Origin of the sequence: Mycobacterium sp. pV006 (assembly GCF_041287115.1) — a bacterium.
Lineage (GTDB): Bacteria > Actinomycetota > Actinomycetes > Mycobacteriales > Mycobacteriaceae > Mycobacterium.
The window spans coordinates 189710-208884 of record NZ_JBGGKT010000003.1 but is presented as its reverse complement, the minus strand read 5'-3'; the positions used below and the strand labels follow the sequence as shown (position 1 = coordinate 208884).

General features: G+C 70.0%; 16 protein-coding genes and 1 pseudogene. 7 read left to right on the top strand and 10 right to left on the bottom strand.

Features of this window, described 5'->3' with window-relative positions; translation table 11 throughout:
* Window positions 1-37 precede the first annotated feature (37 nt).
* Complete coding sequence (ppc, locus tag ACAG25_RS06980) at window positions 38-2833, top strand: phosphoenolpyruvate carboxylase (RefSeq protein WP_370487595.1); 2796 nt, start codon at window positions 38-40, stop codon at window positions 2831-2833.
* A 6-nt stretch (window positions 2834-2839) separates the two neighbouring features.
* Here the strand turns inward: ppc and ACAG25_RS06975 are convergent, their stop codons facing one another.
* Entirely contained in the window at window positions 2840-3211 is a 372-nt protein-coding gene (locus ACAG25_RS06975; protein ID WP_370487594.1) for an ATPase, read from the bottom strand.
* Between the two features lie 55 nt (window positions 3212-3266).
* Here ACAG25_RS06975 and ACAG25_RS06970 point away from each other — a divergent pair, with 55 nt between their 5' ends.
* From ACAG25_RS06970 to ACAG25_RS06960, 3 genes are read left to right on the top strand one after another with little or no spacing between them, the layout of a single operon-like run.
* The gene (locus tag ACAG25_RS06970; RefSeq protein ID WP_370487593.1) at window positions 3267-4013 is read left to right on the top strand and encodes a (Fe-S)-binding protein; all 747 of its coding nucleotides are present in this window, start codon (window positions 3267-3269) and stop codon (window positions 4011-4013) included.
* Window positions 4010-5449, top strand: a complete 1440-nt coding sequence (locus ACAG25_RS06965; protein WP_370487592.1) for a LutB/LldF family L-lactate oxidation iron-sulfur protein — start codon at window positions 4010-4012, stop codon at window positions 5447-5449. Before ACAG25_RS06970 ends, ACAG25_RS06965 begins: the two co-directional genes overlap by 4 nt.
* The gene (locus ACAG25_RS06960) at window positions 5442-6062 is read left to right on the top strand and encodes a lactate utilization protein C (RefSeq protein ID WP_370487591.1); all 621 of its coding nucleotides are present in this window, start codon (window positions 5442-5444) and stop codon (window positions 6060-6062) included. Before ACAG25_RS06965 ends, ACAG25_RS06960 begins: the two co-directional genes overlap by 8 nt.
* Here ACAG25_RS06960 and pgl read toward each other — a convergent pair.
* From pgl to tkt, 5 genes are read right to left on the bottom strand one after another with little or no spacing between them, the layout of a single operon-like run.
* Window positions 6059-6796, bottom strand: coding sequence for a 6-phosphogluconolactonase (gene pgl, locus ACAG25_RS06955; RefSeq protein ID WP_370487590.1), 738 nt, complete (start codon window positions 6794-6796; stop codon window positions 6059-6061). The genes ACAG25_RS06960 and pgl overlap by 4 nt on opposite strands.
* Entirely contained in the window at window positions 6793-7704 is a 912-nt protein-coding gene (gene opcA, locus ACAG25_RS06950) for a glucose-6-phosphate dehydrogenase assembly protein OpcA (RefSeq protein ID WP_370487588.1), read from the bottom strand. Before opcA ends, pgl begins: the two co-directional genes overlap by 4 nt.
* Window positions 7701-9230 carry a glucose-6-phosphate dehydrogenase gene (gene zwf / locus ACAG25_RS06945; RefSeq protein ID WP_370487587.1) on the bottom strand — a complete coding sequence of 510 codons (1530 nt, stop codon included), beginning with the start codon at window positions 9228-9230 and terminating at the stop codon, window positions 7701-7703. The genes opcA and zwf overlap by 4 nt, the downstream gene beginning before the upstream one ends.
* Before the next feature lie 8 nt (window positions 9231-9238).
* Window positions 9239-10357: a transaldolase gene (tal, locus tag ACAG25_RS06940; protein WP_370487586.1), complete on the bottom strand. Its 1119-nt coding sequence runs from the start codon at window positions 10355-10357 to the stop codon at window positions 9239-9241.
* A 16-nt stretch (window positions 10358-10373) separates the two neighbouring features.
* Window positions 10374-12464, bottom strand: coding sequence for a transketolase (tkt, locus tag ACAG25_RS06935; protein WP_370487585.1), 2091 nt, complete (start codon window positions 12462-12464; stop codon window positions 10374-10376).
* Window positions 12465-12717: 253 nt separating this feature from the next.
* Here tkt and ACAG25_RS06930 point away from each other — a divergent pair, with 253 nt between their 5' ends.
* Both ACAG25_RS06930 and ACAG25_RS06925 read left to right on the top strand, forming a co-directional pair.
* A complete protein-coding gene (locus tag ACAG25_RS06930; protein ID WP_370487768.1) occupies window positions 12718-13611 on the top strand; it encodes a heme o synthase in 894 nt (297 codons plus the stop codon).
* 3 nt (window positions 13612-13614) lie between these two features.
* A pseudogene (locus tag ACAG25_RS06925) lies at window positions 13615-14559 on the top strand (DUF1214 domain-containing protein).
* Here the strand turns inward: ACAG25_RS06925 and ACAG25_RS06920 are convergent.
* A complete protein-coding gene (locus tag ACAG25_RS06920) occupies window positions 14556-15530 on the bottom strand; it encodes a quinone oxidoreductase (protein ID WP_370487584.1) in 975 nt (324 codons plus the stop codon). The pseudogene ACAG25_RS06925 and the gene ACAG25_RS06920 overlap by 4 nt on opposite strands.
* 46 nt (window positions 15531-15576) lie before the next feature.
* Between ACAG25_RS06920 and ACAG25_RS06915 the strand changes: the two genes are divergently transcribed.
* On the top strand, window positions 15577-16515 hold the full coding sequence (locus tag ACAG25_RS06915; protein ID WP_370487583.1) for a RimK family alpha-L-glutamate ligase: 939 nt from the start codon (window positions 15577-15579) through the stop codon (window positions 16513-16515).
* Here the strand turns inward: ACAG25_RS06915 and ACAG25_RS06910 are convergent.
* The 3 genes from ACAG25_RS06910 to ACAG25_RS06900 all read right to left on the bottom strand — a co-directional run bounded on the left by ACAG25_RS06910 (window position 16465) and on the right by ACAG25_RS06900 (window position 19153).
* Window positions 16465-17385 carry a heme A synthase gene (locus tag ACAG25_RS06910; protein ID WP_370487767.1) on the bottom strand — a complete coding sequence of 307 codons (921 nt, stop codon included), beginning with the start codon at window positions 17383-17385 and terminating at the stop codon, window positions 16465-16467. The genes ACAG25_RS06915 and ACAG25_RS06910 overlap by 51 nt on opposite strands.
* A 92-nt stretch (window positions 17386-17477) precedes the next feature.
* A complete protein-coding gene (locus ACAG25_RS06905) occupies window positions 17478-18254 on the bottom strand; it encodes an ABC transporter permease (protein WP_370487581.1) in 777 nt (258 codons plus the stop codon).
* Window positions 18251-19153 (bottom strand): ABC transporter ATP-binding protein, encoded by a 903-nt coding sequence (locus ACAG25_RS06900; RefSeq protein ID WP_370487765.1) that lies wholly within the window; start codon window positions 19151-19153, stop codon window positions 18251-18253. The genes ACAG25_RS06905 and ACAG25_RS06900 overlap by 4 nt, the downstream gene beginning before the upstream one ends.
* Window positions 19154-19175: the final 22 nt, after the last annotated feature.

The following is a 19175-nucleotide window of genomic DNA, read 5'->3' as shown; positions in this document are numbered from 1 at the left end:
TCGTGCGTGCCAGCCGCGGCGCACCGATAATCGACTGATGGCCGAACCCGCCGACGACTCCCTGGAACCCATCGGAGCGGTGCACCGCACCCAGGTGGGCCGCGAGGCCACCGAACCGATGCGCGACGACATCCGCCTGCTCGGCGGGATCCTCGGCGACACCGTCCGCGAGCAGAACGGCGACCGGGTCTTCGATCTGGTCGAGCGTGCCCGCGTGGAGTCCTTCCGGGTACGGCGCTCCGAAATCGACCGCGCCGAACTGGCCGAGCTGTTCGACGGCATCAGCGCACGCGAAGCCATCCCCGTGATCCGCGCGTTCACCCATTTCGCGCTGTTGGCCAACGTCGCCGAGGACATCCACCGCGAGCGCCGCCGCGCCGTCCATGAAGCCGCCGGCGAACCGCCACCCAACAGCACCCTGGCCGCGACCTACGCGAAGCTCGACGCCGTCGACCTCGACGCCGACACCGTCACCGAGGCATTGCGCGGCGCTCTGGTCTCCCCGGTCATCACCGCCCACCCCACCGAGACCCGGCGCCGGACCGTCTTCGACACCCAGCACCGCATCACCGAGCTGATGCGACTGCGGCTGCACGGTCATCAGACCACCGACGACGGAGGCGACATCGTCCGGGAGTTACGTCGCCACATCCTGACGCTGTGGCAGACCGCCCTGGTCCGGCTGTCCCGGCTGAAGATCTCCGACGAGATCGAGACCGGCCTGCGGTACTACCCGGCGGCGTTCTTCGAGGTCATCCCGCGGGTCAACGCCGAGGTCCGGGCGCAGTTGCAGCGCCGCTGGCCCGATGCCGGATTGCTCGGCGACCCCGTGCTGCGCCCGGGGTCGTGGATCGGCGGTGATCGCGACGGCAACCCGAACGTCACCGCCGAGGTGGTCCGGCTGGCCACCGGCAGCGCCGCCTACACCGCCTTCGACCACTACTTCAACGAGCTGACCGCCCTCGAGCAGGAACTGTCGATGTCCAAGCGGCTGGTGCAGCCCAGCGACGCGCTGCTCGAGCTCGCCGACGCCTGCCATGAACCCGCCCGCGCCGACGAACCGTACCGGCGAGCGCTGCGCGTCATCCATGCGCGTCTCACCGCGACCGCACGCGAGATCCTCGACCGTCAACCCGAGCACGAACTCGACCTCGGGCTCAAGCCCTACCCGACACCCGGCGAGGCCCTGGCCGACCTGGACATCGTCGATGCGTCCCTGCGGTCACACGGCAGCTCCCTGCTCGCCGAGGACCGACTGGCCCACCTGCGGGAATCGGTGCGGGTGTTCGGGTTCCACCTCTGCGGACTCGATCTGCGGCAGAACTCCGACGTCCACGAGGAGGTCGTCGCCGAGCTGCTGGCGTGGGCCGGGGTGCACGCCGACTACACCTCGCTCGACGAGGCGCAACGGGTCGAGCTGCTCGTCACCGAACTCGGGACCCGACGACCGCTCACCGGCCCCGGCGCCCAACTGTCGGAGCTGGCCCGCAAGGAACTCGACATCGTCGCCGCGGCGGCCCGCGCCGTGCGGGTGTTCGGTCCGCAGGCCGTGCCCAACTACATCATCTCGATGTGCGAGTCGGTGTCGGACATGCTCGAAGCGGCGCTGCTGCTCAAGGAATCCGGTCTGCTCGACGCCTCGTCGGAGCAGCCCTACGCCCCGGTGGGCATCGTGCCGCTGTTCGAGACCATCGACGATCTGCAGCGCGGGTCCGCCATTCTCGAAGCGGCGCTGGAGCTTCCGCGCTACCGGGCCATCGTGGCGGCCCGCGCCGACAGCCAGGAAGTCATGCTCGGATACTCCGACTCCAACAAGGACGGCGGATACCTCGCGGCCAACTGGGCGCTCTACCGCGCCGAACTCGACCTGGTCGAGTCGGCGCGCAAGACCGGGATCCGGCTGCGGCTCTTCCACGGCCGCGGCGGCACCGTCGGGCGCGGCGGCGGACCCAGCTACGACGCGATCCTGGCCCAACCACCCGGCGCGGTGCAGGGATCCCTGCGGCTGACCGAGCAGGGTGAGGTGATCGCCGCGAAGTACGCCGAGCCCCGCATCGCCCACCGCAACCTCGAGACCCTGCTCGCCGCGACCCTGGAAGCCACGCTGCTCGACGTCGAAGGACTCGGTGACGAAGCCGAACCGGCCTACGCGGTGCTCGACGATCTGGCCGCGCGGGCGCAACGCGCCTACGCCGAACTGGTGCACGAGACACCAGGTTTCGTGGACTATTTCAAGGCGTCCACCCCGGTCAGCGAGATCGGCGCGCTCAACATCGGCAGCCGCCCCACCTCACGCAAGCCGACCACCTCCATCTCCGACCTGCGCGCGATCCCGTGGGTGCTGGCCTGGAGCCAGTGCCGGGTGATGCTGCCCGGCTGGTACGGCACCGGCACCGCGTTCGAGCAGTACATCGCCGACGGCGACGACCGCCTCGAGATGCTGCAGGATCTCTACCGGCGCTGGCCCTTCTTCGCGACGGTGCTGTCCAACATGGCCCAGGTGCTCGCCAAGTCCGACCTCGGGCTGGCGGCGCGCTACGCCGAACTCGTCGAGGACCGCGAACTGCGCAAGCGGGTGTTCGACAAGATCGTCGACGAGCACGCGCGCACCATCCGCATGCACAAACTGATCACCGGGCACGACGACCTGCTCGCCGACAACCCGGCGCTGGCGCGCTCGGTGTTCAACCGGTTCCCGTACCTGGAACCGCTGAACCACCTCCAGGTCGAGTTACTGCGCCGCTACCGCTCCGGCGACGACGACGAGCTCGTGCAACGCGGCATCCTGCTGACGATGAGCGGGCTGGCCACCGCGCTGCGAAATTCCGGTTGACGCTGACTACAGCCCCGCGCTCCGCCGCACCCGCCCGATCGCGCCGCGCACCACCTGCTCGGTGGCGGCCAGCGGCATGATGACCGACTCTCCGACCCCCACGATGCGCTCCACGCGCGTGACGATGCCCTCCATGCGGTCGAGGATCGCGATGAGGCGCGGCGCCAGCTCGTCGATGCGGCCGATGGTGCCGTTGAACCTCTCCATGGTGGCGTCGAGGTTGGCCGTCGACCGGTCCAGATCCTCCAGAGTGCCGCTGAGGCCCTCGAGGATCGTGTCGACCTGTTCGACGGTGACGTCGGCGTTCATGGCCGCCTGGGCCAGTTTCCGGATCCGCTCGGGGCCGGTACGTACGGGCCTGCCGTCTCTGTCTGCCATGTCCGCAAGTATGACGTGCCGCGGCGCCGTCGGTTACGGTGTTGGGGATGCGCGCATGATCGTCCGGGTGGCGGTGTTCGCGACCTGCTACAACGACCTGATGTGGCCCGATACCGTGAAAGCCGTTGTGCGGCTTCTCCGGCGCCTCGGCTGTGAGGTCGAGTTCCCGCCCGGGCAGACCTGCTGCGGGCAGATGTTCACCAACACCGGCTACGCCGACCAGGCCGTGCCCGCGCTGCGCACCTTCACCGCGGCCTTCGACGGCTACGACGCGGTCGTGGCCCCGTCGGCGTCGTGCGTCGGTTCGGTCCGGCATCAGCACCGCGGCATCGCGGCGCGCAGCGGCGACCGGGGCCTGCAGGACCGGGTCGAGGCGATCGTGCCGCACGTCTACGAGCTCTCCGAATTCCTCGTCGACGTCCTCGGCGTCACCGACGTCGGCGCCCGCTTCCCCCACACGGTCGCCTACCACCCGACCTGTCACTCCTTGCGCATGCTGCGGGTCGGCGACCGCCCGCGCCGGCTGCTGGAAGCGGTGCGCGACCTCGTCCTGGTCGATCTGCCGCAGGCCGAGCAGTGCTGCGGATTCGGTGGGACCTTCGCCCTGAAGAACGCCGACACCTCGGTCGCGATGGGCCGGGACAAGGTTCGAGCAGTCGGCGAGACCGGTGCGGAAGTCCTTGTGGCCGGCGATAACTCGTGCCTGGCGCATATCGGCGGGCTCCTGTCGCGGCAGGGTCGGGCGGTCCGGACCATGCACCTGGCCGAGGTGCTCGCGGGTGCCGACGGAGGCGGCCGGTGACCGATTTCCCCGCAGCGGCCAGGACCGAACTCCAAAACTCGGTGCTGCGACGCAACCTGGCCCACGCCACCACCACGATCCGCGCGAAACGTGCCGGCGTTGTCGCCGAACTGGACAACTGGGAACAGCTGCGGCTGGCCGCCGAAGCCATCAAGGACGCCGCACTGCACCGTCTCGACGAGCACCTCGAGACCTTCGAGGCCGCCGCGACCGCCGCCGGGGCCCGGGTGCATTGGGCGCGCGACGCGCAGGAGGCCAACCGGATCGTGGTGGGCCTGGTGCGCGCGGCCGGCGCCACCGAGGTGGTCAAGGTCAAGTCGATGGCCACCCAGGAGATCGAACTCAACGAGGCCCTGGCGGCGGCCGGGATCGACGCGTGGGAGACCGACCTGGCCGAATTGATCGTCCAACTCGCCGACGACAAGCCGAGCCACATCCTCGTCCCGGCCATCCACCGCAACCGCGCCGAGGTGCGCGAGATCTTCCTGCGCGAAATGGGCGCGGCCGGCCGTCCCGCACCCGCCGATCTGACCGACGACCCGCGACGCCTCGCGGAGGCCGCCCGCCTGCACCTGCGCGAGAAGTTCCTGCGGGCCCGGGTCGCGGTGTCCGGAGCGAACTTCGCCGTCGCCGAGACCGGCAGCCTGGTGGTCGTCGAGTCCGAAGGCAACGGCCGGATGTGCCTGACCCTGCCCGAGACCCTGATCTCGGTGGTCGGCATCGAGAAGGTGCTGCCGTCCTGGCGCGACCTCGAGGTGATGTTGCAGGTCCTGCCGCGCAGCAGCACCGGGGAACGGGAGAACCCGTACACCTCGGTGTGGACCGGTGTCTCGCCGGGCGACGGCCCGCAGGACGTGCACATCGTGCTGCTGGACAACGGCCGGACCGACGTCCTCGCCGACCCCGACGGGCGCAGCGCCCTGCGCTGCATCCGCTGCTCGGCATGCCTGAACGTCTGCCCGGTGTACGAACGCGTCGGCGGACACGCCTACGGTTCGGTCTATCCCGGACCGATCGGGGCCGTCCTGACCCCGCAATTACGTGGTACGGCCGGCGAACTCGACAGATCGCTGCCGTACGCCTCGACCCTGTGCGGGGCATGTTTCGACGTGTGCCCGGTACGCATCGACATCCCGTCGATGCTCGTGCACCTGCGCACCCGGGTGGTCGACGAACAGCAGGGCCCCACCGGCGAACAGCTGGCGATGAAGGCCGCGGCCTGGATACTTGGCGACCACCGCCGCCTCGAGGCCGCCGAGAAGGCCGCCGGCACCGCCGGAAAAATGTTGCGCAGCAAGATGTTCGGAGAAAGGCAGACCCTGCGTTCCCTGCCGTGGCCGGCCTCCGCCTGGTCGAGCACCCGCGACGCGCCGGTGCCTGCGGTCGAGTCGTTCCGCGCGTGGTGGGAGCGCACCGCCGGAGGCACCCGTGAGTGAGGCGCGCGCTCACATCCTCGGCAAGGTGCGCGCAGCGCTGTCGGACCGACCTGCCGCGCCGGAGGTGCCGTGGACCTACGGCCGCGACGTCGGCACCGGTGAGCTCGGCCTTATCGAACGGTTCATCGAGCGCGTGAGCGACTACCGCGCCACGGTCGACCGAGTCCGAGACCACCGCGTCGGCGCGGCGATCGCGGCGGCCCTGCAGGGCGCGACCAGCGTCGTCGCCGACGAGACGGTACGTACGAACTGGCCGGACAGCGCGCCCTGGGTGGTCGACGAGGAGCTGACCCCGCAACGACTCGACGAGATCGACGCCGTGGTCACCACCGCGACGGTCGCCGTCGCCAACACGGGCACCGTCGTCCTGACCCACGGTGCGGGGCAGGGGCGACGAGCCCTGAGCCTGGTGCCCGACCTGCATGTCTGTGTGGTACGGGCCGATCAGATCGTCGACGACATCCCGAAAGCCGTTGCCGCCCTGACGGCTTCAGGGTTGCACACCCGGCCGCTGACCTGGATCAGCGGGCCCAGCGCGACCAGCGACATCGAACTCGACCGGGTCGAGGGGGTACACGGCCCGCGCACCCTGCGGGTGATCCTCGCGGATTAGCCGGCGCCCAGTCTGCTCGCCGCCGCCGCGTCGAGCAGCCACACCGTCTCCTCGCTGCCCACCGCGCCGGCGGCGGGGATGTCGACGGGGTCGGCGCCCCCGATCGCGGCGGCCACGGCCTCGGCTTTGGCCTCGCCGGACACCACCAGCCACACCTGGCGGGACCGCCGGATCGCCGGCAGCGTCAGCGTCAGCCGTTGGGGCGGCGGCTTGGGGGAGTCCGGCACACCGACGACGGTGCGCACCGTCTCACGCACCGCGGGGGTGTCGGGGAACAGCGAGTTGACATGCCCTTCGCCGCCCATGCCGAGCAGATGCACATCGAAGACGGGCGTGGGTGCCGAGCCGCCGGCCTCGGCGAGTGCGTGCGCATAGGCCTGGGCAGCGGCGTCGAGCGCGTCGCCGAACTCACCGTCGTTGGCGGCCATCGGGTGGACGTGCGCGTCCGGGATGTCGACGTGGTCGAGCAGCGCTTCGCGCGCCTGCTTCTCGTTGCGCTCGCCGTCGTCGCGCGGCACGAACCGTTCGTCACCCCAGTAGACGTGCACCTTCGACCAGTCGATCTCGTCGGCGCGCTCACCGACCCGCTTCAGCAGGCCGATCCCGGTGCCACCGCCGGTCAGCACGATGTGCGCCACATCGCGTTCCTCGATGGCCGTCTTGATGGCCGCGAGCAGGCGGTCACCGGCGGCAGCCACCAAAGCTTCGGTGTCGGAGTACTTTTCGATGATCATCTGTACGTCACCCTGTCCAGTCCGGCCAACGCCTCGTGGTAGATCTCGTCGGCGTCGAGGCGGCGGAGTTCCTCGGCCAGACATTCCCTGATATCGCGGCGGGCCAGCGGCAGCAGCGCCACCGGCCGCGACGTCCGGCTCAACGTCGCGGTCACGCCGTCCTGGGGGCGGCTCAACGTCACGGTCTCGCTGGCCCGGTGCAGTTCGACCTTGAGCGTCCCGACGGTGCGGGTGACCGGGCCGTCGATGCGGCTGGCCAGCCAGCCGGCCAGGATGTCCAGCGCCGGCTCGGACGCCAGACCCGACACCACCGCGGAGTCGATGGGTTCGTGCGGAGGCTCGTCGATCGCGGAGGCGAGCAGCGCCCGCCAGTAGGTGATGCGACTCCAGGCGATGTCGGTGTCACCCGACGAGTACCCGGGCAGCCGGCCCCTGATCGCCGACAGCGAGTCACCGGCGCGGGTCGCGTCGGTGATGCGCCGGATCGCCAACCTGCCCACCGGGTCCTGCGCGGGCACGTCCGGCGCGTCGGTCGGCCACCACGCCACCACCGGGGTGTCGGGCAGCAGGAACGGCAGCACGACGCTGTCGGCGTGGTCGGCCAACTCGCCGTTCAGGCGCAGCACCACAACCTCGCCGGCGCCGGCGTCACGTCCCACCCGCAGCTGGGCATCCAACCGGGCCGCGGTCGCCGACCGGTCACCGGTCACGGTGACGATCACCCGGCAGGGGTGCTCCCGGCTGGCGAAGGTGGCCGCGTCGACGGCATCTTCGAGCGTTTCGTCGTCACCCACCACGACCACCAGCGTGAGCACCCGGCCCAGCGTCAGGGCGCCGCCCTCTTCGCGGAGGCCGGTGATCTTCTTGTTGATCTCGTTGGTGGTGGTGTCGGCCAGGTCGACGATCACGGCCGCCTCCATTCCCGGCCCAGCCGGCGCACCATCTCGTCCGCCGACGGCGGACCCCACGTGCCCGCCGGATACGGCTCGGGACGTCCGTGCGACGCCCAGTTCTCCAGCACCGGATCGAGGATCTCCCAGGACAATTCGACCTCGGCGTTGAGCGGGAACAACGACGGTTCCCCCAGCAGCACGTCGAGGATCAGCCGCTCGTAGGCCTCCGGGGAGTCCTCGGCGAACGCCGAACCGTAGGAGAAGTCCATGTTGACGTCGCGCACCTCCATGGCGCTGCCGGGCACCTTGGAACCGAACCGCAGCGTGATGCCCTCGTCGGGCTGGATGCGCAGCACCAGTGCGTTCTGCCCGAGTTCCTCGGTCATCGTCGCGTCGAACGGCAGATGCGGCGCCCGCTTGAACACCAGCGCCACCTCGGTGACCCTGCGGCCCAACCGTTTTCCCGTGCGCAGGAAGAACGGCACACCGGCCCACCGGCGGGTGTCGACCTCGAGTGTGAGGGCGGCGTAGGTCTCGGTGATCGAGTCGGGGGAGAAGCCCTCCTCGTCGAGCAGGCCCGGGACGTGCTGGCTGCCCTGCCAGCCCGCGGCGTACTGGCCGCGCGCGGTGGTCTGGTCCAGCGGCTGCATCGGCCGGGTGGCCGAGAGCACCTTGATCTTCTCGGTCTGCAGCTCGTGCGGGTTGAAGCTGACCGGTTCCTCCATCGCGGTCAGCGCCAGCAGCTGCAGCAGGTGGTTCTGGATGACGTCGCGGGCCGCGCCGATCCCGTCGTAATAGCCTGCGCGCCCGCCCAATCCGATGTCCTCGGCCATCGTGATCTGGACGTGGTCGACGTAGTGGGAGTTCCAGACCGGTTCGAACAGCTCGTTGGCGAACCGCAACGCCAGGATGTTCTGCACCGTCTCCTTGCCCAGGTAGTGGTCGATGCGGAACACCGACTCCTCCGGGAAGACGTTGTTGACCACGGCGTTGAGTTCCCGCGCGCTGTCCAGATCGTGGCCGAACGGCTTCTCGATGACCACGCGGCTCCATCTGCCGTCCTGTTGGCGGGCCAGCCCCGACTTCTCCAGCTGTTCGCACACCACCGGGAACGCCTTCGGCGGAATCGACAGATAGAACGCGTGGTTGCCTCCCGTGCCGCGCTCGGCGTCGAGCTTGTCCAGGGTTTCGCTCAGTCGGCCGAACGCATCGTCATCGTCGAAAGTGCCCTGGACGAACCGGAATCCCTCCGCCAGCCGGTCCCACACCTCCTGCCGGAACTCCGTGCGGGCATGCTCCTTGACGGCCTCGTGGACCACCTCACCGAAATCCTCGTCGGCCCAATCCCGGCGAGCGAAACCCACCAGCGCGAACGACGGTGGCAGCAGGCCGCGGTTGGCAAGGTCGTAGATGGCCGGCATGAGCTTCTTGCGGGCCAGGTCCCCGGTCACGCCGAAGATCACCACGCTGCACGGACCCGCGATGCGGGGCATACGCTTGTCGCGCTTGTCCCGCAACGGGTTGCGCGGCGGTCCACTCATCCGCCGGGCTACTTCTGGGCCGCGTCGAGTTGGCCTTGCGTCGCGTCCAGCAGTTCCTGCCAGGATTTCTCGAACTTGTCCACGCCCTCGTTCTCGAGCACGAGGAACACGTCGGTCAGGTCGATGCCGATGGCGGCGAGGCTGTCGAACACCTCCTGGGACTCCGCACCTCGGCCGGTCATGGTGTCCCCGGTGACCACACCGTGGTCGGCGACGGCTTCCAGCGTCTTCTCCGGCAGGGTGTTGACGGTGTTCGGCGCGACCAGTTCGGTGACGTAGAGGGTGTCGGAGTAGTCGGGGTTCTTCACGCCGGTCGACGCCCACAGCGGCCGCTGCACGCGGGCGCCGGAGGCCTTGAGCGCCTCGAACCGCTGCCCGCCGAGGAACACCTCTTCGTAGGCCGCGTACGCCAGCCGCGCGTTGGCCACCCCGGCCTTGCCGAGCAACGCCGAAGCCTCCGGCGTGCCGATCTTCTCCAGGCGGTTGTCGATCTCGGTGTCCACCCGGGACACGAAGAACGACGCCACCGAGTGGATGCGGGACAGATCGTGGCCCGCGTCCTTGGCCTTCTCCAGGCCGGCCAGGTAGGCGTCCATCACCGCGCGGTAGCGCTCGACGGAGAAGATCAGCGTCACGTTGACCGAGATGCCCTCGGCCAGCACGGCGGTGATGGCGGGCAGACCCGCCTCGGTGGCCGGGATCTTGATCAGCAGGTTGGGCCGGTCGACGATCTTCCACAACTCGATGGCCTGCAGGATGGTCTTGTCGGTGTCGTGCGCCAGCCGGGGGTCGACCTCTATGGACACGCGGCCGTCGACCCCGTCGGAGGCCTCCCACTGCTTGGCCAGCACGTCGCAGGCGTTGCGGACGTCGTCGGTGGTGACGGTGCGGATGGTGGCGTCGACGTCGGCGCCCCGCGCGGCCAGCTCCTTGACCTGCGCGTCGTAGGCGTGGCCCTTCGACAGTGCGGCCTGGAAGATCGACGGGTTCGTGGTCACGCCGACCACCGAGCGGGTGTCGATGAGCTCCTGCAGGTTGCCGGTCTGCAGTCGGTCGCGGGACAGGTCGTCCAGCCACACCGACACACCGGCGGCCGACAGCGCTGCCAGGTTCTGGTTCTGAGTCATGTCGCGTCCTCTTTCCCTAGTTCGAGATGACGCGTTCCGCGGCGGCCACCACGGCCTCGGGGGTGAAGCCGAACTCACGGAACAACGTCTTGTCATCGGCGGATTCGCCGTAATGCTCGATCGAGATGATCTCGCCGGTGTCACCGACGAGCTTGTGCCAGCTCTGCGCCACACCGGCCTCGATGGCGACCCGGGCACACACGTTGGGCGGCAGCACCGCGTCCCGATACTCCTTGGACTGGGACTCGAACCACTCCAGGCACGGCATCGACACCACCGCGGCGGTGATGCCCTTGTCGCTCAACGTCTTCTGCGCTTCGACCGCGATCTGGACCTCCGAGCCGGTCGCGATCAGCAGCACCTGCGCGGTGGTGGCGTCGCCCCCGCCGAGGACGTAGCCGCCGCGCGCCACACCGTCGGAGTCGGTGCCTTCGAGCACGGGGACGCCCTGGCGGGTCAGGATGAAACCGACCGGGCCGCTGCCGTTGCCGCGCGCGATGATGCTGCGCCACGCGTAGGCCGTCTCGTTCGGATCCGCCGGGCGGACCACCGACAGGTTCGGGATCGCGCGCAGCGCGGCCAGGTGCTCGATGGGCTGGTGGGTGGGCCCGTCCTCACCGAGACCGATGGAGTCGTGCGTCCAGATGTAGATGGTGTCGATGTCCATCAGCGACGCCAGCCGCACCGCGGGCCGCATGTAGTCGGAGAACTGCAGGAAGGTGCCGCCGAACGCCCGGGTCGGGCCGTGTAGCACGATGCCGGACAGGATCGCGGCCATCGCGTGCTCGCGGACACCGAAGTGCAGCACCCGCCCGTACCAGTCCGCGGTGAAGTCCTTGGTCGAGATCGACGGCGGGCCGAAGGACTTGACCCCCTTGATGGTGGTGTTGTTGCTGCCGGCCAGATCCGCCGAACCGCCCCACAGTTCGGGCAGCTTCGGCGCGACGTCGTTGAGCACCTGCCCGAACGCGGCGCGGGTGGCGACCGCCTTGGAACCGGGCTCCCAGTAGGTCAGGTCGGCGTCCCACCCGTCGGGCAGTTCCTCCGCGGTCAGCCGGTCGAGCAGCTTCTTGCGTTCGGGTTCGCGGGCCGCCCAGGCGTCGAAGTCCTGCTGCCAGGCGTCGTGGGCCTCTTTGCCGCGGGCCACCAGGCCGCGTGTGTGGGTGATGACGTCCTCGCTGACCTCGAAGGTCTTGTTCGGGTCGAACCCGAGGATCTCCTTGACCGCGGCCACCTCGTCCTCACCGAGAGCGGAGCCGTGGATGCCGCCGGTGTTCATCTTGTTCGGCGCCGGATACCCGATCACGGTGCGCAGCGCGATGAACGACGGCTTGTCGGTGACCTTCTTGGCCTCGGCGATGGCGGCCTCGATCCCGGTGACGTTCTCGCCGCCCTCGACCTCCTGCACATGCCAGCCGTAGGCCCGGTAACGCTCGGAGACGTCCTCCGACAGGGCGATGTTGGTGTCGTGCTCGATCGAGATCTGGTTCTGGTCGTAGAACACGATCAGGTTGCCCAGCTGCTGGGTGCCGGCCAGCGAACAGGCTTCGCCGGTCACGCCCTCCTGGATGTCGCCGTCGGAGGCGATCACGTAGATGTAGTGGTCGAACGGGCTGGTCCCCGGCGCGGCGTCGGGGTCGAACAGACCCCGCTCGTAGCGGGCGGCCATCGCCATGCCGACCGCCGAGGCCAGGCCCTGACCCAGCGGACCCGTGGTGATCTCGACTCCGGGGGTGTGGCGGAACTCGGGGTGACCGGGCGTCTTGGATTTGAACGTGCGCAACGCCTGGATGTCGGAGAGCTCGAGGCCGAACCCGCCGAGGTAGAGCTGGATGTAGAGCGTCAGGCTGGTGTGCCCGCAGGACAGGATGAAGCGGTCGCGGCCCAGCCAGTGCACGTCGCTGGGGTCGTGGCGCATCTGTCGCTGGAACAGCGTGTAGGCCAGCGGGGCCAAGCTCATGGCGGTACCGGGATGACCGTTGCCCACCTTCTGCACCGCGTCGGCGGCGAGCACCCGGACGGTGTCCACCGCCCGCGAATCCAGGTCGGTCCAGTCGTCCGGGTGGTGAGGCCGGGTGAGGGAAGCGATCTCTTCGATCGTGGTCACGAGGTGCACTCCTAGGCTTGGCGGGGGTTTTGTCCGCAGTCTCCACCCTAGTGTTTGTCGGGGTGACGACGCAGGCTGCGTCGGCCGGATTCCGGGATTCGACCCTGCAATTTCGGCCCGGGAGCCGAGCGGTCTACCATCCTCTGTAGTAGAAGCCCGTCAAGGAGCCGTCGTTGACCCGAGTTGTCGCTGAGGAGTGGTTTGCGTGAGGATTCGCGAAGGCCAACTCGTCCACGACGCCGCCGCGGGCCCGATCCGGTTCCGCGACCGGGTGCTCGGCTACATCGGCCTGACGAAGCCGCGGGTCATCGAACTGCTGCTGGTCACCACCATCCCGGCGATGCTGCTGGCCAACCGCGGCACCGTCGATCCGCTGCTGATCTTCAACACGCTGGTCGGTGGACTGCTGGCCGCGGCGGGTGCGAACACGCTGAACTGCGTCGCCGACGCCGACATCGACAAGAAGATGAAGCGCACCGAGCGGCGCGCACTGGCGCGGGCCACCGTGCCCCGCAGCCACGCGCTGATCTTCGGGCTGACGCTGTCGGTCACCTCGTTCTTCTGGCTCTGGTGGACCACCAACCTGCTCTCGGCGCATCTCGCCGGCGCCACCATCGCGTTCTACGTGCTGGTCTATACCCTGCTGCTGAAGCGCCGCACCTCACAGAACGTGGTGTGGGGCGGCGCCGCGGGCTGCATGCCGGTGATGATCGGGTGGTCCGCGGTCACCGGCACCATCGAGTGGCCTGCGCTGGTGATGTTCCTCATCATCTTCTTCTGGACGCCGCCGCACACCTGGGCGCTGGCCATGCGCTACAAGGAGGACTACGAGGCCGCCGGCGTGCCGATGCTGCCCGTGGTCGCCACCGAGCAGCAGGTCACCCGGCAGATCGTCGTGTACACGTGGCTGACCGTCGCGGCCACGCTTGCGCTGGCGTTGACCACCGGATGGCTGTACGCGTCGGTGGCGATCCTGGCCGGCACCTGGTTCCTGGTGATGGCCCACCAGCTCTACGCCGGGGTCAAGCGCGGCGAGGCGGTCAAACCGCTGCGGCTGTTCCTGCAGTCCAACAACTATCTCGCCGTGGTGTTCTGCGCCCTGGCCGTCGACTCGGCGCTGGCGCTGCCCACCCTGCTGCACGTCTGACCGATGGCCGTGCGGGTCTCGCCGGACAACTTCGTCCGTGCCGAATCCGATCTGTACTTCGGCAACGTGGTCCGCGACGGCGTGCTCGGCCGGTTCACCCATTACCGGGACTTCGGACCGCTCGACAACCAGCTCGTCGTACGGCAGAACCGGGACACGCTGTACTCGGTCGGGGTGTTCGACCTCGACGCCGGACCGCTCGCCGTCACGCTGCCCGACGTCGACGGCCGGTTCATGGCGCTGTAGGTGATCACCCAGGACCACTACGTGCCGGAGGTGATCTACACCTCGGGCCGGCACGCATTCGACCGGGACGGCATCGGTACCCGCTACGTCATGCTGGCCCTGCGCACGCTCGTCGATCCCCGTGACCCGGCCGATCTGGCCGCCGCGCACGCACTTCAGGACGCGGTGACCGTCGACCAGGCCGCCGTCGGGGCGTTCGAGGTGCCGGACTGGGACCCGGACACCCAGGCGGTGGTCCGCGACGCGCTGATCGCCCTGTTCGCGACCCTGCCCGACACCCGCGGCATGTTCGGGGCCGCCGGGGAGGTCGATCCGGTCCGCCGGCTCATCGGTGCGGCCGCGGCGTGGGGTGGCAACCCGGAGCGCGACGCGCTCTACCTCACCGTCGATCCCGCCGCCGCCGACGGCGTCACAGCCCACCGGCTGACGGTGCGCGAGGTCCCCGTCGACGCGTTCTGGTCGGTGACGGTCTACAACGCCGACGGCTACTTCACGCCCAATCCCGCCGACACCTACTGCGTCAACAGCGTCACCGGCGTCCGGGACGCCGACGGCGCGGTGACGATCCACTTCGGAGGCGACGCCGGGCGGCCCAACCACCTGCCGATCACGCCGGGCTGGAACTACCTGGTGCGCCTCTACCGTCCGCGCCCGGAGATCCTGGACGGGTCCTGGACGTTCCCGTCCGCCGAAATGGTCTAGGGCACCAACACCACCGAGCCGACGGTCTTGCGGCCCTGCAGGTCGCGGTGCGCCTGTTCGGCCTCACGCAGCGGGTAGCGGTGGCTGACCGTGACGTTGAGCGTGCCGTCGGCCACGGCGCTGAGGAATTCGCCTGCGCGCCACGAGAACTCGTCGGCCGTGCGGGTGTGATGGGCCAGGTTAGGCCGGGTCAGGTACACCGAGCCCGCGGTGTTGAGCCGCTGCGGATCCACCGGGGGCACCGGGCCGCTGGCCGCCCCGAACAGGGCCAGGGTGCCGCGGACGGCGAGGCTGGCCAGGCTCGCCTCGAAAGTCGAGGCGCCGACCCCGTCGTAGACGGCGGCCACACCGTGCCCGTCGGTCAGTTCCCGGATCCGGGCGCCGAACTCCTGCGGATCCTCCGGGTAGTCGAGCACCGCGACCGCCCCGGCCTGACGCGACATCTCGGCCTTGTCCGGCGTCGACACCGTGGTGATGACCTTGGCGGCCAGGCTGGTCGCCCACTGGGTCAGGATCAACCCGACACCACCGGCACCGGCGTGGACGAGCACCGAGTCGCCTTGCTGCACCGGATAGGTGGACTTGATCAGGTAGTGCGCGGTCATCCCTTTGAGCAGCGCCGAGGCCACCGCCTCGGGCGCCACCCCGTCGGGCACGTAGGCGACGAAATCCGCCGGCGCGACGCAGTATTCGGCATAGGCGCCGAGCGCCTTGTCGGTGACGACACGATCGCCGACGGTGAGCGCCGCGACGTCCGGGCCGACGGCCTCGATGGTGCCGCACACCTCGGTGCCCACCACGAACGGCAGCTCGCGCGGGTAGAGGCCGGACCGGAAATAGGTGTCGATGAAGTTCACCCCGATGGCCTCGGCCTTGATCAGCACCTGTCCCGGACCGGGGGACGGCTGCGGTTTCTCGACCCCGGTGAGCACTTCGGGTCCGCCGGTCTGAGCCACTTCGATCGCGTACATGTCCACCATCCTTACCCTGCCGCCGACGGCGGCTAGCATCCAGTCAGTGTCTCCGGCCCGCCCCGATCTCTACCACCCCCGCATCGTCCTCGCGGGTTGCCGGGCGCTGCCCGAAGGCGACGGCGACGACGCGGGCCTGATCGGAGCGCTGCGGGCGCGCGGTCTGCACGCCCGGTGGTTGCCGTGGGACGACCCCGCCACGCTGGCCGCCGACCTGGTGATCCTGCGTGCGACGTGGGACTACGCCGACCGCCTCGAGGAGTTCCTGCAGTGGACCGCCCGGGTGGCGAACCTGCTCAACCCGGCTGAGGTCGTCGCGTGGAACACCGACAAGCGCTACCTGGTCGACCTTGCCGCCGCCGGTGTGCCGACGGTGCCCGGCGCGTTCTTCGCACCCGGCGAGCAGGTGCACATCCCGGCCGGGGAGGTCGTCGTCAAACCGGCCGTCGGGGCCGGCTCCCGGGGCGCGTTGCGGTTCGACGATCCCGAGTCGGCTCGTGCCCACGCGGACGATCTGCACGCACAGGGACGTAGCGTCCTGGTCCAGCCCTTCGACCCGCGGGTGGCCGACGGCGAGACGGCCCTGGTGTTCCTGGGTGGAGAGCCCTCGCATGCGTTCACCAAGGGGCCGATGCTGCCCGCGCCGGGCGGTGCGCCCGGGCTCGACGAGTCCGGCACCTTCGCCACCGAGTCGCTGGGCCCCGCCGACCCGGATCCGCAGGCGTGGGACGTCGGTCACCGCGCGCTGGAGGCCGCCGCCGCCCACCTGGACATCGAGGTCGCCGACCTGCTGTATGCGCGGGTCGACCTGTTGGGTGCCGCCGAGCAATCCGTGCTGCTGGAGCTGGAGCTCGTCGAACCGTCGCTGGGCTGGCAGCTCCTGAACGGGCCTACCCGCGCGGCGCAGCAGCGGCGCTTCGCGCTCGCCGTCGAGTCAGCGCTGGAGAAGTTCGGGCTCGGCCCGCTCTCGCATCGACGCCCATAGCGCCGCGGTCGCCGCGGTACAGGCGGCCGCGCCGGCGACGTGGACGGCGACCAGCGCCGCCGGCACCCCCGCGAAGAACTGCACCGCGCCGAGAAGTCCCTGCGCGGCGACCAGTACCACCAGGACGTGAAGTCGCTTGCGTACCGCGGCGGGCACACCGACCGCCAGCAGCCCGAACCCGAGACCGACCAGCAGCGCCAGGTAGGCCACCAGCAGCGACGAGTGCATGTGCACCAGCGTGGTGATCTCGACCTGCAGGCGGGGGACCGGGCGGTCGATGCTCTTGTCACCGGCGTGCGGCCCCGCGCCGGTCACCATGGTCCCGGTCACCAGCACCGCGGCCAGCGTCACTCCGCTCAGCGCGGTCAGCTGACGCAGGGGTTTGGGCGCGACCGCTTCGACCACACCGCTGTCAGGCTGGCCGATCTTGACGAACAGCAGCACCGCGACCCACACCATGGCCATGGAGGCGAGCAGATGGATCGCCACCGTCCACCACAGCAGTCCGGTGAGCACGGTGATGCCGCCGATCACCGCCTGCACCACCGTAGACGCGGGCATCAGCCACGCGTAGATCAGCACCTCACGACGTCTGCGCGCGCGGGTCACCACGAGGACCGCCGCGGCCGCGGTCAACACCACCAGGAACGTGAGCAGCCGGTTGCCGAACTCCACGGCCTGGTGGATGCCCGCCACCTCGGGGTGGGGGACCGGGGTGAAGCTGCCCGGGAAGCATTGCGGCCAGGTCGGGCAACCCAACCCGGACGCGGTGACCCGCACGATGGCGCCCGTCACGGAGATCCCGCCCTGGGTGAGGATCACCGCCGCAGCGACGATGCGCTGGGCCCGCAGACTCGGCTCCGGGAGCACGTCGACGAGCCGCAGGAAGAAACGTCCGACGGACACGCAGTCGATGGTAGAGGTCGGCTAACTACCGCCCGTAGTAGGGGCGGGCCGGGGGCTCAGGTGAACCGGAACCAGCGCAGCGCGGCGACGGCGGCGACCGCGCCCCAGACCGCCAGGACCGCCAGGGCGAGCCAGGACACCGACAGCGCCATCGCGCCGGACAGCGCCTCGGTGAGCGCGCCGGACGGCGTCAGCCGCGCGACCCACTGCACCGCGCCCGGCACCGCCGCGCCCTCGACGACCAATGCGCCCAGGCCGGCGAAGACGAACCACGCCAGGTTCGCCACGGCCAACACGATCTCGGCGCGCAGCGTCCCGCCGAGCAGCAGTCCGAGTGCGGCGAACACCACGGTGCCCAGCGCGATCACCAGGGCGCCCAACGCCAGCCCGGCCAGCGGCGGCCGCCAGCCCAGACCGAAACCGATCGCACCGAACAGCACCGACTGCAGCGTCACCACGGCCACCACGGCCATCGACTTGCCGGCGATGATGCCCCACACCGGCAGCGCCGTGGCGCCGAGACGCTTGAGGGCGCCGTAGCGGCGGTCGAAGGCGACGGCGATGGCCTGCCCGGTGAACGCGGTCGATATCACGGCCAACGCCATGATCGCCGGGACGAAGGTGGCGGCCCGGTTGGGGCCGAAGTCACCCAGCGGCAACACGGTCAGGCCGATCAACAGCGTGATCGGGATGAACATCGTCAGCAGCAGCTGTTCGCCGTTGCGCAGCAGCAGGCGCAGCTCCAGGCCGAACTGCGCGCGGAGCATCGCCGCGACCGGAGCGGGGCGCGGATCCGGGGCGAAAGTACCCGGGGCGAACCGGTTGACGGTCATTTGCGCAGCTCCCGGCCGGTGAGTTCGAGGAAGACGTCTTCGAGGCTGCGCTGCTCGACGCGCATGTCGGTGGCCAGTACGTCGAGCCGCGCGCACCACGCGGTGACGGTCGCCAGGACCTGCGGGTCGATGTGACCCTCGACGAGGTACTCGCCGGGCGCGGCCTCGGTGGCCCGGTAGCCCTCCGGGAGCGCCGCCGTCAGCAGCGCCAGGTCGAGCATCCGCGGCGCCCGGAACCGCAGCTGGTTCTCGGCGCCGCTGCGCATCAGCTCGGCCGGCGTGCCCGTGGCGACCGTGCGGCCGTGGTCGATGATGACGATGCGGTCGGCCAGCTCTTCGGCCTCGGCCAGTTGGTGGGTGGTCAGCACCACCGTGACCCCGTCGCGTCGCAGCGCGTCGATCAGTTCCCACACCACCAGCCGTGCGTGGGCGTCCATGCCGGCGGTCGGCTCGTCGAGGAAGACCAGCTCCGGCCGTCCCACCACCGCACACGCCAGCGCGAGGCGCTGCTGCTGACCGCCCGACAGACGCCGGTAGGTGGTTCGCGCCGAGTCGCTCAACCCCAGCGTGTCCAGCAGCCACTGCGGGTCCAGCGGGTTGGCGGCGTAGGACGCCACGAGGTCCAGCATCTCGCCGGCCCGCGCGGCCGGATACGCGCCGCCGCCCTGCAGCATCACCCCGGTGCGGCTGCGGACCTGCGCGTTGTCGGCGATCGGATCCAGACCCAGGATCCGGATGGAACCCTCGTCGGGGCGGAGGAATCCCTCGCACATCTCCACGGTGGTGGTCTTGCCCGCGCCGTTGGGGCCGAGCAGAGCGAGAACCTCGGCGGTCTGCACGTCGAGGTCGAGCTCGCAGACCGCCGTAGTGGACCCGTACCGCTTGCTGACCTTGCGCATCAGCACGGGAGGAGAGTTCGCG

Bases quoted from the DNA above. Each gene is read 5' to 3' on its own strand.
- zwf (WP_370487587.1), bottom strand. From the start codon at position 9,230: ATGAGTGGACCGCCGCGCAACCCGTTGCGGGACAAGCGCGACAAGCGT.
- ACAG25_RS06975 (WP_370487594.1), bottom strand. From the start codon at position 3,211: ATGGCAGACAGAGACGGCAGGCCCGTACGTACCGGCCCCGAGCGGATC.
- ACAG25_RS06900 (WP_370487765.1), bottom strand. From the start codon at position 19,153: ATGCGCAAGGTCAGCAAGCGGTACGGGTCCACTACGGCGGTCTGCGAG.
- ACAG25_RS06970 (WP_370487593.1), top strand. From the start codon at position 3,267: ATGATCGTCCGGGTGGCGGTGTTCGCGACCTGCTACAACGACCTGATG.
- ACAG25_RS06920 (WP_370487584.1), bottom strand. From the start codon at position 15,530: ATGTACGCGATCGAAGTGGCTCAGACCGGCGGACCCGAAGTGCTCACC.
- tal (WP_370487586.1), bottom strand. From the start codon at position 10,357: ATGACTCAGAACCAGAACCTGGCAGCGCTGTCGGCCGCCGGTGTGTCG.
- ppc (WP_370487595.1), top strand. From the start codon at position 38: ATGGCCGAACCCGCCGACGACTCCCTGGAACCCATCGGAGCGGTGCAC.
- pgl (WP_370487590.1), bottom strand. From the start codon at position 6,796: ATGATCATCGAAAAGTACTCCGACACCGAAGCTTTGGTGGCTGCCGCC.
- ACAG25_RS06905 (WP_370487581.1), bottom strand. From the start codon at position 18,254: ATGACCGTCAACCGGTTCGCCCCGGGTACTTTCGCCCCGGATCCGCGC.